General features: G+C 74.2%; 6 protein-coding genes. 3 read left to right on the top strand and 3 right to left on the bottom strand.

The window, feature by feature from the left end:
- Positions 1-156 precede the first annotated feature (156 nt).
- Positions 157-7,938 (top strand): SDR family NAD(P)-dependent oxidoreductase, encoded by a 7,782-nt coding sequence (locus AB0I22_RS29625; protein ID WP_363134022.1) that lies wholly within the window; start codon positions 157-159, stop codon positions 7,936-7,938.
- Positions 7,939-8,022: 84 nt separating this feature from the next.
- Here AB0I22_RS29625 and AB0I22_RS29620 read toward each other — a convergent pair whose 3' ends face one another.
- Complete coding sequence (locus AB0I22_RS29620) at positions 8,023-8,904, bottom strand: LysR substrate-binding domain-containing protein (protein WP_363134021.1); 882 nt, start codon at positions 8,902-8,904, stop codon at positions 8,023-8,025.
- Between the two features lie 159 nt (positions 8,905-9,063).
- Here AB0I22_RS29620 and AB0I22_RS29615 point away from each other — a divergent pair, with 159 nt between their 5' ends.
- Entirely contained in the window at positions 9,064-10,371 is a 1,308-nt protein-coding gene (locus AB0I22_RS29615) for an MFS transporter (protein ID WP_363134020.1), read from the top strand.
- 61 nt (positions 10,372-10,432) lie between these two features.
- Here AB0I22_RS29615 and AB0I22_RS29610 read toward each other — a convergent pair whose 3' ends face one another.
- On the bottom strand, positions 10,433-10,807 hold the full coding sequence (locus AB0I22_RS29610) for a VOC family protein (RefSeq protein WP_363134019.1): 375 nt from the start codon (positions 10,805-10,807) through the stop codon (positions 10,433-10,435).
- Positions 10,808-10,999: 192 nt separating this feature from the next.
- Positions 11,000-11,467, bottom strand: coding sequence for a hypothetical protein (locus AB0I22_RS29605; protein WP_363134018.1), 468 nt, complete (start codon positions 11,465-11,467; stop codon positions 11,000-11,002).
- Positions 11,468-11,573: 106 nt separating this feature from the next.
- On the opposite strand from AB0I22_RS29605, the gene AB0I22_RS29600 reads away from it, so the two are divergent.
- On the top strand, positions 11,574-12,416 hold the full coding sequence (locus AB0I22_RS29600) for a hypothetical protein (RefSeq protein WP_363134017.1): 843 nt from the start codon (positions 11,574-11,576) through the stop codon (positions 12,414-12,416).
- The last annotated feature ends 227 nt before the right edge of the window (positions 12,417-12,643 follow it).

Raw genomic sequence — 12,643 nt, 5'->3', positions numbered from 1 at the left:
CGTTCGACCACTACGGTGCGTCACCTGGCAGTGGCGTTACGTCGTCTGCCGGCGTCTGCCCCCGGCGAGAGTCCGGCAGGACTCCGATGAGGATTCGCTGAGTTTCCGACGAGATGCCGACGAGATACCGACGAGTTTCCGACGAGAAGAGGATCGATGCAGCAGAGCAACGCGGCGCCCCGCCGGCCCATCGCCGTGGTCGGCGCCGCCTGCCGACTGCCCGGCGGGGTCAACTCGCTCCGCGAGCTGTGGTCGGCACTCCAGGAGGGGCGCGACCTGGTCGGCGAGGCGCCGGCCGACCGGTTCGAGGCGGAGCGCTTCGTGGACACGGGCGTGCCCCGGCCGGGCAAGAGCTACACGGCCGCCGGCGGCTTCCTCGCGGACGTCGCGTCCTTCGACGCCTCCTATTTCGGGATCTCGCCCGCGGAGGCGGAGCAGATGGACCCGCAGCACCGGCTGCTGCTGGAGCTGGCCGCGGAGGCGCTGGACGACGCGGCCATCGCGCCCCACCGGCTCGCCGGTTCGGACACGGCCGTCTACGTCGGGATCTCCGACGCGTCCTACGGGGCGCTCCAGTTGATGGCGCAGCGGTCCATCAGCCCGTACACGATGTCCGGCGGCGCCTCGTCGCTGGCCGCCAACCGCCTCTCGTACGCCTTCGACCTGCGGGGCCCGAGCATGGCCGTGGACACGGCGTGCTCGTCGTCGCTCATCGCCCTGGACCGCGCGTGCCACACGCTGTGGGACGGCACCAGCCGGGTCGCCGTGTGCGGCGGCGCGAACCTGCTGATCTCCCCGTACCACTACGTGGGCTTCTCCCAGGCGTCGATGCTGTCGGTGCGGGGGGTCCCGGCGCCGTTCTCCGCGCGGGCCGACGGCTTCGTACGCGCCGAGGGCGGCGGCGTGGTGATCCTCAAGCCGCTGGACGCGGCGCTGGCCGACGGCGACCGGGTGCACGGGGTGATCCTGGGCACCGGCGCCAACAGCGACGGCCGGACCCTGGGCATCGCGCTGCCCAACGAGCGGGCCCAGGAGGACCTGCTGCGGCAGGTGTACGCGCGGTCCGGCGTGCACCCCGACGAGCTGGTGTACTTCGAGGCGCACGGCACCGGCACCCCGGCCGGCGACCCGCTGGAGGCGCTGGCCATCGGCCGGGCCCTGGGCACCCGTCGCATCTCCGGGGACCTGCCCTTCGGTTCGGTCAAGAGCAACCTCGGCCACCTGGAGCCGGCGTCCGGCATGGCCGGGCTGTGCAAGGCGCTGCTGGTCCTGCGGCACGGGGCGATCCCCGCCACCCTGCACGCCGACGAGCCCAGCCCGCATATCGACTTCGCAGGGCTCGGTCTGGAGCTCACCACCACGCCCCGGCCTGTCTCCGCCGCCGAGCGGCCCGTGGTGGGGGTCAACTCCTTCGGCTTCGGCGGCGCCAACGCGCACGCGATCGTCGCCGCCGCCCCCGTCCCCGCCCCTCGCCCGGCGGACTCCGGCGGTCCGCCGGACGCCCCACTTCCGGTGCTGGTGTCGGCGCGCGACGAGAAGGCCCTGGCCGAGGCCGCGACCGCGTTCGCGGAGCATCTCGCCGGCGTGCCGGCGGAGGAGTTCTACGACGTCGCCCACACCACGTGCCTGCGGCGCGGCCGGCACGAGCACCGGGCCCTCGTACTGGCCCGCACTCCGGGCGAGGCGTCCCGCGCCCTCGCCGAACTGGCCGACGCCGAGCGGACGGCGCCGCGCCCCGAGCCCGGCGGCCCCGTGGGCGCCTGTGCCCGGGGGGTGCGCGGCGGGCGGGTCGCGTTCGTGCTGTGCGGCAACGGCTCCCAGTGGGCCGGGATGGGCGCCGACCTGCTGGCCCGTGACGCGGCCTTCCGCGCCGCGGTCGAGGAGTTCGACGCGCACCTGACGCCCCGGCTCGGCTGGTCGGTGGCCGAATGTCTGGCCTCGCCCCCCGAGGGCTGGCGGCTCGCGGCCACCGAGGTCGCGCAGCCGCTGCTGTGCGCCGTGCAGTTGGGCATCGCCGCCGCGCTCCGCGCCAGGGGCGTCGAACCGGCGATGGTGGTGGGCCACAGCGTCGGCGAGGTCGCCGCCGCGCACCTCGCCGGGGCGTTCACCCTGGCCCAGACCGCGCGGGTCGTCGCGGAGCGCGGCGCGGCGCAGGCGCCCACCGCGGGGCAGGGCCGGATGGCGGCCGTAGGACTGGGCGAGGACGAGGCGCGGGCGCAGCTGGCCCCGTACGGCGGGCTGCTGGAGATCGCGGCGGTCGGCAGCGACCGGGATGTGACCGTGTCGGGCGAGGCCGAGGCGCTCGCCGCGCTCGGCGGGGAACTGGCCCGGCGGGAGGTGTTCTTCCGCGATCTCGGCCTGGACTACGCCTTCCACAGCAGGGCCATGGACGGGCGGCACGACGCCCTCACCGCGGCGCTGGACGGCCTGGAGCCGTCCGCTGCGACCCTGCCGATGTACTCCACCGTCACCGCCGGCCGCGTCCTGGGCCCGGAGCTGGACGCCGGGTACTGGTGGCACAACGTGCGCCGGCCGGTGCGGTTCGCCGCCGCGGTCGAACGCGCCCTGGACGACGGCGCCGACATCCTGCTGGAGGTCGGGCCGCACCCGGTGCTGCGCGGCTCGCTGCGGCGCGTCATCGCGGGCCGCCCCACCGAGCACATCCTGGTGGCGCCCACCCTGCGCCGCGAGGCGGACGCCGTCCACGCGCTCGACACCGCGTGCGCGGCGCTGCTGGCCGCCGGCGCGGAGTTCGACTGGTCGCGGCTGCTGCCCGCGCCCGGCCGGGTGGTGGACCTGCCCGCCTACCCGTGGCAGCGGCAGCGGCACTGGAAGGGCACCCCGCAGTCGTGGGTGCGCTCCAGCGGGGACGGCGTGCTGCGGCACCCGCTGCTCGGCGAGCGGCTGCCCGCCCCGCAGCCCGTATGGCAGGGGCCGATCGAGCCCGTGCTGACGCCGTGGCTCAGCGGTCACCGGGTGGGCGGCTCGGTCGTCATGCCCGCCACCGCCTATCTGGAGATGGCCCTGGCCGCGGGGCGGGCGGCGCTGGACACGGCCGTCGAGGTCCAGCACATGGACATCAGCAACGCGCTGGTGGTGCCCTGGCCGGACGCGGGCGGTACGAGCGTGCAGGCGTCGCTGAACCCCGACGACGGAACGTTCTGCCTCACCAGCACCACCGAGAACTCCGAGCAGTCACGGCCCCACGCCCGCGCGCGCGTCCGCGCCCAGCTCCGCCCGCGGCCCGAGCCCCTCGACGTCGGCCGGGCCCGCCGGGACTGCCCCGAGCCGCTGGCGGCGGAGCAGTTCTACGGGGCCTGCGACGCCGTCGGGCTGTGCTACGGACCGGCGTTCCGGGTGCTGGACGAGATGTGGTGCGGGCCGGGGACCGCGCTGGCCGCCTACCGGCACGACGTGCCCGGCGACCCCTACACGGTGCACCCCGCCCTGCTCGACGGCGCGCTCCAGACCGGGGTGGCCCTCCTGCTGGACCGGATCGCCGCCGGGCACCCCTACCTCCCGTCGACGATCGCCGCGCTCCGGGTGTGGAAGACCCCGGCGCCGCACGGCCTCATGTTCGTACGCGAACGCAGCCGGACCGACGAGGAGGTGTGCTGGGACATCCTCCTCACCGACGACGACGGCGCCGTCTCCGCCGAGCTGGAGGGCTGCCGGCTGCGGCGGCTCCAGATCGGCCGGCTCACCCAGGTCGGCGTGGTGGAGACCGTGCTGCGGGCGGCCCCGCACAAGGAACTGCCCCGCACGCCCGTACCGCTGCCCGCCCCCGCGGACCTCGTGGAACGGGCCGGCCACCGCATCGGGCAGCTGCGCGCCGCCTGGCACGAAGCGGGGCACGGCGCGGCCGTCGAGGGCATGCAGCGGTACACCGCCGCGCGCTACGGGGAGCTGATCGCCGCCCTGCTCGACGACGCGGACAAGCCCTTCGCCGTCGCGGACCTGATCGCCCGGGGCCTGCCGGCCCAGCACGAGCGGCTGTTCGCGCTGCTCGGCCCGTTCCTGGAGCGGCAGGGCGTCTGGCGGGCGGAGGACGACCGGTGGCGGCTGTGCGCACCGGCCGCGCCGGCCCACCAACTGCTGGCCGAATTCGTCAGCGGCCACCCGGCGTTCGCGTCCGTCGCCGCCCTCACCGCGCGGCAGTTGCAGACCCTGGCCGACTCCTGCCGCGACGGCGAGGGCACCGCGCAGGTGATGGTCTCCGACTCCACCGCGCGCATGCTGGAGCAGTACTACGACGTCTCGCCGCTCTGCCGGTTCCACAACCGGGTGGCGCAGGCGCTGGTGGCACAGTTGGCCGGGGCCTGGCCCGCGGACCGTACGCTGCGGGTGCTGGAGATCGGCGCCGGTACGGGCGGGACGACGGCGGCCCTGCTGCCCCTGCTGCCGGCCGACCGCACCCACTACACGTTCACCGACGTCTCCACCTACTTCCTCACCCGGGGCGAAACCCACTTCGCCGCGTACGACTTCGTCGAGTACGCCGCCTTCGACCTGGACCAGGACCCGGCCGAGCAGGGCCTGGCCCTCGGCGGCTTCGATCTGATCGTGGCCTCGAACGCGCTGCACACCGCCGCCGACCTGCGGGAGTCGCTGCGCCGGGTGCGCTCCCTGCTGGCCCCCGGCGGGCAGTTGCTGGCGTTCGAGACGCACGACGCGGAGGTGCTGGCCCCCGTGTTCGGCGCGCTGGACAGCTTCTACGCCCACACCGACCACGAACTGCGGCCCGGCTCCCTGCTGCTGCCCCGCGACGAGTGGCCGCGGCTGCTCATCGAGTGCGGCTTCGACTCGGTGGCGCGGACGGGGAACAACCGGCCGCCAGTGAGCGACGGTTGGTCCGTCCTCCTCGCCGCCGCCCCGGCCGCGACGGAGGCCCCGGAAGCGGCCCTGCCCGCGGCGGACGGCGCCGGTGCCTATCTCATCCTCGCTGAGCGGGAGAGCGAACTCCCCCTGGCCCAGGCGCTCGGCGAGACGCTGGCCGGGTGCGGCGCGGGAGCGGTCCGTACGGCGCCGCTGCCCGACCGGCCCGAGGAGTGGACGACGCTGCTCACGGAGGCGGTTACGGGCGCGAAGCCCGCGGAGACGGTCGTGGTCACCGTTCTTCTCGGGAGCGAGGGGGAAGGCGGGCCCGACGGCGGGCGGGAGGTCGAGTCCCGCTGCGGTCGGGAGGGCAGTCCCGGCGACGGGCAGGAGGCCGAGCCCCACTGCGGCCGGGAAGGCTCACCCGACGACGGACAGGAGGTCGAACCCCACTGCGGCCGGGAGGACGGTCCCGACGGTCCCGCCGAGACCGTCGCCGTAGCCGCTCGCCGCGCCGTGGCTCTCGGCGCCCTCGCCACCGCCTGCGAGGAGCTGCCCGACGGCGTCCGCGCCGAACTGTGGCTGGTCACCCGGCCCTGCGGGGCGCTGCCCGCGTTGGAGGAGATCACCCACCCCGAGGACGCGGCGGTCTGGGGCGTCGCCCGCACTCTGGCCAACGAGCACCCCGGCCTCGTGGGCCGGCGCGTGAGCCTGCGCCGCGGCGCCCCGGCGGCCGATGCCCCGCGGCTGGCCCGCGAACTGCTCGCGGCGGGCGACGAGGACGAGATCGTGCTCACCGCCTCCGACCGCTTCGTCCCCCGTGAGCGGCCCCGCCCCGAGCCGGCCCGGCCCGCCGGGGACACCCCGTTCGCGCTGCGCGTCCGCCGGCCGGGCCTCTCCTACCAGCTGGTGTGGGAGGAGACGCCCGTTCCGGCCCCGCCGGGACCGGGCGAGGTGCTGGTGGACGTCCGCGCGAGCGCCCTCAACTACCGCGACGTCATGAAGGCGGTCGGCCTGCTGCCCGCCGAGGTGTTCGAGAGCGCGGCGGACTCGGAGGGCATCGGCCTGGAGTGCGCGGGCGTGGTGCTGGCCTGCGGCCCCGGCGTGACCGGCTTCGCGCCCGGCGACCGCGTCGTGGGCATGACGTACTCCGCGTGCGCCAGCCACGCCGTGATGCAGTCGGTCAAGATGTGGCACCTCGCCGACTCGGTGTCCTTCGCGGAGGCGGCGGCCGCCCCCATCGCGGTCACCACCGTGCAGTACTCCCTGGGCGACCTCGCGCGCCTGCAACCCGGTGAGACCGTGCTGATCCACGGCGCGGCGGGCGGCGTGGGCCTGGCCGCGGTCGGGTACGCCACGCACAAGGGGGCGCGGGTGATCGCGACGGCGGGCAGCGACCTCAAGCGCACGTTCCTGCGGAGCCTGGGCGTCGAACACGTCCTGGACTCGCGGACCCTGGACTTCGCCGAGCAGGTCCGCGACCTCACCGGCGGACAGGGCGTGGACGTGGTGCTCAACTCCCTCGCCGGGGAGGCCATGGCCCGCAGCCTGGAACTCCTGCGTCCGGGCGGCCGCTTCGTGGAGCTGGGCAAGCGCGACTTCTACGAGAACAAGCCGCTGCTCCTGCGCCCGTTCACCAAGAACATCGCCTTCTTCGGCGCCGACGTCTCCCAGATCCCGGACCACTGCTTCCCCCGCATGCGCGCGGAGATGGGGGAACTGGCCAGTGACAGCGCACATGTCAAAGTGCCGCACACCGTCTTCCCCGCCGCCCGCGTATCCGAGGCTTTCGCGCTCCTCCAGCACTCCCGCCACCTGGGCAAGGTGGTCATCGCCTACGACCCGCTGGACGAGCCGCTGCTCATCGAGGAACGGCCGGCCCCGCCCCGCCTCGACCCCGAGGGCAGCTATTTGGTCACCGGCGGCACCGGCGGGTTCGGCGCGGCAACCGCGTGCTGGCTGGCCGAACTCGGCGCGCGGCACCTCGCCCTGGTGAGCCGGCGCGGCGAGCGGGCCCCGGAGGCGGCGGCCGCGGTCGCTCGCCTGACCGCACTCGGCGTGCAGGTCAGCGTGCACGCCGCGGACGTCACCGACCCGGAGGCCGTACGCGCCGTCCTGGCGGAACTGGCGGCAACGGGCCGCCCGCTGCGCGGGATCGCGCACGCGGCGATGCACCTCGACGACGCGTCGCTGAGCGAACTGAGCCCCGAGCGCGTCCGCGCCGCGTTCGCGCCCAAGATGGCGGGCGCCCAGGTCCTGGAGTCGGCGGCGAGGGAACACGGCGTGGAACTCGACCTGTTCCTGCTGCACTCCTCGGGCACCACCGTCATCGGCAACATCAAGCAGGCCCCCTACGTGGGCGCCAACCTCTACCTGGAGGCGCTGGCCCGCAGGCGCCGGCAGCGGGGCGAGACGGCGCTGGCCGTCGGCTGGGGGCCCGTATCCGACGCCGGGTACGTCGCCCGCAACGAACTGGGCGGCGCGATGGAGCAGATGGGCATCAAGCCGACGACCGCGGCCGACTCGTTCGCGGCGGCGGTACCGCTGCTCACCTCCGGGGCCGACGTCGCCTCGGTGCTGCGGGTCGACTGGGGGCGGCTGCCCGCTCTGATCCCCCAGATGGCCGCCCCGCGGCTGCGGGACCTCGCCCCCGCCGGGGCGGGCGACGCGCTGAGCCGGGAGGAACTGCTGGCCCGGCTCGCCGCCATGAACGCGGACGACGCGCTGGAATACCTGCGCACCACCCTCGCCGGTCTGCTGGCCGAGGTGCTGCGCATGGAGGTCGACCAGTTGGACCACTACCGCAGGCTCGACGACTACGGCATGGACTCGCTCATGGCCGCCCAGGTCCTGGTCACCGTCCACCAGCGGTACGGCGTCGACATCCCGCCGATGGAGCTGCTGCGCAGCAACGGCACCATCGACGACCTGTCGCGCATCCTGCACGTACGGCTCGGTCTGGCCGGCCAGTCGGCGCCGGCGGCGGCCCCGCCGCGGGTGGTGCCCCAGTCCCGTGCGGAGCAGGAGCCGGAGGTGGAACTGGAGCCGGTAGCGGATGCCGTTGAGCCGCGGCCGGAAGCGGAGTCGGAGACGGCATCGGCTGAGGCGCGGCCGATCGGCTGACGGGGCGGGTTTCCGCCGCATCGGGGGCGGGGCACGGTGAGTGAACCGTGCCGCGCCCGTGGGGCACTGCCCCGAGTCATCGGGTCACTCGCCGTCCGGGTCCACGCCGAGTCCGCGCAGGAACGCGGCGGCGGGCGGGGAGGGCCCCAGGCGGCTCCACACGAGTCGCTCGGTGCGCGCGGGCGCGCCCCATACGCGCAGGATGTGCAGTCCGGTGAGGTCGGAGGCGATGGCCTCGGGCACCATGCCCACCGCCAGCCCCGCGCGTACCAGTTTGGCGAGCATTTCCACGGTGGTCACCTCGAAGGCCACGTCGGTCCGCAGCCCGGCGGCGAGGAACGCCGCCTCGGTCTGGCGGCGGGCTGCCGAGCCCGCCGTGTAGTCCACGAAGGTCTCCCGCGCCAGCCGCCGCAGACCGACCCGCTCCTGTTCCGCGAGGGGGTGGCCCGGCGGGACGACGGCCACCAGCTCCCCGTGCGCCAGCACCTTTTCGCGTACGCCCTTGATGCGCTCGCTGGGCACCACGCCCACGAAGGCGACGTCCAGGGCGCCCTGCCGGACCTGTTCGATGAGCTCCTCGCTCATGTCGACGCGCATGCGGACGCGCACCTTGGGGTGCTGGGCGCGGAACTCCCCCAGGACCTTGGCGAGGTCGACGGCGGCGACGGTGGAGATCGCCCCGACCGCGAGCCGGCCGCGGACCTCGCCGACCGCCGCCTCCACCTCGGCGCGGGCGCGTTCGGCGGCCTCCAGGGTCTGCCGGGCGACGGGTACGAACGCCTCGCCCGCGGCCGTCAGCCGCACGCTGCGGCTCGTACGGTCGAAGAGCCGGGCGCCGAGCTCCTGCTCCAGGCGGGCGATCTGGTGGCTGAGCGCGGACTGCACCACGTGGCACCGCTCGGCGGCGCGGGTGAAGCCGCCGGTCTCGGCGACCGCGACGACGTAGCGCATCTGCTGGAGTTCCATGGCGGGCATCCTAGCGATCGATCGTGGAACGAGATCGATGAGATGACAATGATGTGTTGGACTCATCGGTGGGGACGGCTCACTCTGGAACGTACGCACCGGCCCCGCCACCACGGCGGGGCCGGTGACTGTTCGTGTGCGGGGTACCAGGGAGGACATATGGGAGCGACGGAGCACGGCCCGGAGGGGGCGCCGGGGCTGGGGCGCGGCATGCTGCTGCTGATGTCCGTTGCCACCGGCCTGTCCGTGGCGGGCAACTACTTCGCCCAGCCGCTGCTGGACGTCATCGGCCGCGACCTGGGGCTGAGCGCGTCGACCGCGGCGCTGGTGGTGACCGTCGCCCAGGTCGGGTACGGGCTGGGGCTGCTGCTGCTCGTACCGCTCGGGGACCTGGTGGACCGGCGACGGCTGGCGGTGGGGCTGTGCGCGGCCACCGCGGTCTTCCTGACCGTGACCGCGAGCGCCCCCAACGGCACGCTCCTGCTGGTCGGCACCGCGCTGACCGGGCTGGCCTCGGTGGCGGCCCAGGTGGTCGTGCCGTACGCGGCGACCCTGGCGCCGCCCGCCGAGCGCGGCCGGACCGTGGGCACGGTCATGACGGGGCTGCTGCTGGGCATCCTGCTGGCCCGTACGGCCGCCGGGCTGCTCGCCGACCTCGGCGGCTGGCGCACGGTCTACTGGGTCAACGCCGTGCTGATGCTGCTGATGGCGCTGGCGCTGCGACTGCGCCTGCCGGTACTGCCCACCCCTGCGGGCCGCGGGTACCCGGCGCTGATCGGCTCCACGCTGCGGCTGTTCGCCGACGAGCCCGTGCTGCGGTGGCGGGCGGCGCTCGGCGCGCTGTCGTTCGCGCCGTTCAGCGTGTTGTGGACGGCGCTGGTCTTCCTCCTGTCCGGCCCCTCCTACGGCTGGTCGGAGGCGGAGATCGGGCTGCTGGGGCTGGTCGGCGCGGCCGGCTCGCTGGCCGCCTCGGCGGCGGGCCGGCTGGCGGACCGGGGCCTGGTCCAGCATGTCTCCGGCATCGGCGCGCTCCTGCTGCTGGGCTCCTGGGGCCTGCTGGCCCTGGCCGGCTCCGGCGGCCCCTGGCCACTGGTCGCCCTGCTGGCCGGGGTGATCGTCCTGGACCTCGCCGTGCAGGCAGTGCACATAAGCAACCAGAACCTCGTCTACGCCGTCCGCCCCGAGGCCCGCAACCGCCTCAACTCGGCCTACATGACCAGCTATTTCGTGGGCGGCGCGGTCGGCTCGGCCCTGACCAGCGTGGTGTGGGGCGCGGCCGGATGGGGCGGAGTGTGCGCCCTGGGCGCGGCGCTGTCGGCGGCGGGGCTCGCGGTATGGACGGCGGAACGGCTGCGGCACCGGGCGGTCGCGCCCCCGCACCACTCGCCGTCCGCTCCGGCCACGGGTGGCACCTCCGCCACCGCCGCTGCTCCGGCCGGGAACGAGACGCGCGGAGACTCGCGGTAGGGGCCGGTGGTCCGGCCCGCGCCGCCGCCTGTTCATCGGGCGGCGGCGCGGGCCGCCTCGGTTACAGATACGGGCGGGTGATCAGCTCGATCGCGTGCCCGGCGGGGTCCTTGAAATACACCCCACGACCGCCGTGCTCGTTGTTGATCTCGCCTGAGCGGCGCATCCGCGGGTCGGCCCAGTACTCGATGCCGCGTTCGCCCAGCCGCCGGTAAGCCCGGTCGAAGAGCTCGTCGTCGACCAGAAACGCGTAATGCTGCATCTGGATCTCCACCGGCGGCTCGGCGAACTGAAGCAGCACGCCGTCGGAGAGCTGGATATTGGTGAACGGCCCCCAGGACGGCGCTTCCGCGAGCTCCAGCAGCTCCCGGAAGAACCGGGCCGAGTCGTCTCGGTCCTTGGCGGCGATGATGGTGTGGTTGAACGTGACTGTCATACGGCTGGCCTCTGTTGTTCGACACGGAAACGGACTCGTAGTGCACGAGCACTGGGGAGGTCCGCGTGCCGAACCAAGGGGGCGCCTGCCGCGCACCCGACGGGCGGTCAGCCCTCCGCCGGATAGCCGATCCGTGTGTGGCGCGGCCGCGCCGGTCCGGTGTTCACGCCGGGGACGTTACACGACGGTCCCTCAGGCGGTCGGCCGCGTGCTGAGGGACTTGAAGTGCGCCGACGACTCCCGCCCCCACAGCAGGGCCATGGCCGCCGCCCCGCCCAGGCACGGGAGCAGTCCGGCCACGGTGATCAGGAGGGGGTGCGGCTGGCTGAAGTTGTAGGCGGCCAGGGCGGTGCCGAGAGCTACGGCCACCGTGCCCGTTCCGCGCACTCCGCGCCTGCCCCGCCGACTCGCCCGGCCCAGCCAGGCGAACAGGGCGGCGCCGGCCGCGGCGAGGGTGAACAGGTAGGTGGGGATGCTGGATTCGGCCGCCCCGATCCGGTCGGCGGCACGCTGGGGGTAGGTCCGCTGAAGCTGATGCGCGAGCGCGTCGCCCACGGCCTGGTCGGCGACGGTCACCGCGGCGGCGACGACGGCCAAGGCGGCCGCGACGTACAGCAGAGTGGCGGCCTTGCGGACGGGGGCGGGTGGCTGCGTGGACATGCGGGCTCTCCAAGGGTCGACATGACCGAAATCGCCGCACAGGCCGCACGGCGCTGATGAAACTTGGGATATCGTGTCTCAAGTTCATCGAGAGAGTAGAGGCAGGATGACGAACGAGCAACCGGCCGCCGGGCCGACCCGGCGGCGGCGCCGGCTCACGGACGCCGAGACCGCGCGGCGCATGCTCGACGCGGCCATGTCGATGGTCGCGGGCGCCGGCCTGACGGTGAGTCTGGAGCACATCAGCTTCGAGGACGTCATCCGTGACGCCGGAGTCGCCCGCAGCGCCGTGTACCGCCGCTGGCCCTACAAGGACCTGTTCTTCAGCGATCTGCTCAGGGAACTCGCCCAACAGGCGCCCGCCGCGACCGGCGCCGACGGCCGGGGCGGCGAGGACGCGGTACGGCAGCTCGGACGCGAGCGCTTCGATCTGTTCGGCACCCCCGAGGGCCGCCACGGCCTCTGCGTCGAACTGCTCCGGCAGGGCGCGCTGCGGGACTTCGACGCCATGTACGCCTCGACGCGGTGGCGTACGTACATCGCGCTGCACGCCACCTATCTCGGCCTCGCCGACGGGGAGTTGCGCCGGGAGGTGGGAGTCTCCCTCGAAGCCGCCGAACACGGGCTCAACGCCCGGATCGCGCGATCGTACGAGCAGCTCGCAGACCTGCTGGGGCTGCGTCTGCGACCCGGACTCCGCACCACGTTCGAAGAGTTGGCCACCCAGCTGAACGCCACCATGCGCGGCTTCGTGCTCACCGCGCTCTCCCGCCCCGACCTACGCGACCGGCACATCAGACCGCGCGTCTTCGACACCACAAGCGAGGCCGAGTGGTCGCAGCCCGCGCTGGGGATCGCCGCCACAGCGCTGTCCTTCCTCGAACCCGACCCTGGGGTGGAGTGGGACGAACAGCGCCTCAAGCGAGTACGACAGATGCTGGGGCTCTGACCTCCTCGACCACACACGGCACTCCCGCCACAGCGGTCCCTAAACTGAGCCGATGGACAGTCCCGCCACACGCAGAGAACGCGCCCGACGCCGCCGTGACACCGCGCACGGAATCCTCGATGATCTGGGGCTGTACTTGGCGGCTGGACTACGAGTCTGCCGTCTGGCGGGCCCGTACGGCCACGGACCGGCTGACCTTCTGGCGCCCGGGGCGGTGAGAGCGCCGA

The sequence above is a fragment of the Streptomyces sp. NPDC050610 genome (assembly GCF_040654875.1).
In the GTDB taxonomy this organism is placed as follows: Bacteria; Actinomycetota; Actinomycetes; order Streptomycetales; family Streptomycetaceae; genus Streptomyces.
This window is presented reverse-complemented; position numbering and strand designations above follow the sequence as displayed.

Bases quoted from the DNA above. Each gene is read 5' to 3' on its own strand.
- AB0I22_RS29610 (WP_363134019.1), bottom strand. From the start codon at position 10,807: ATGACAGTCACGTTCAACCACACCATCATCGCCGCCAAGGACCGAGAC.
- AB0I22_RS29600 (WP_363134017.1), top strand. From the start codon at position 11,574: ATGACGAACGAGCAACCGGCCGCCGGGCCGACCCGGCGGCGGCGCCGG.
- AB0I22_RS29615 (WP_363134020.1), top strand. From the start codon at position 9,064: ATGGGAGCGACGGAGCACGGCCCGGAGGGGGCGCCGGGGCTGGGGCGC.
- AB0I22_RS29625 (WP_363134022.1), top strand. From the start codon at position 157: ATGCAGCAGAGCAACGCGGCGCCCCGCCGGCCCATCGCCGTGGTCGGC.
- AB0I22_RS29605 (WP_363134018.1), bottom strand. From the start codon at position 11,467: ATGTCCACGCAGCCACCCGCCCCCGTCCGCAAGGCCGCCACTCTGCTG.
- AB0I22_RS29620 (WP_363134021.1), bottom strand. From the start codon at position 8,904: ATGGAACTCCAGCAGATGCGCTACGTCGTCGCGGTCGCCGAGACCGGC.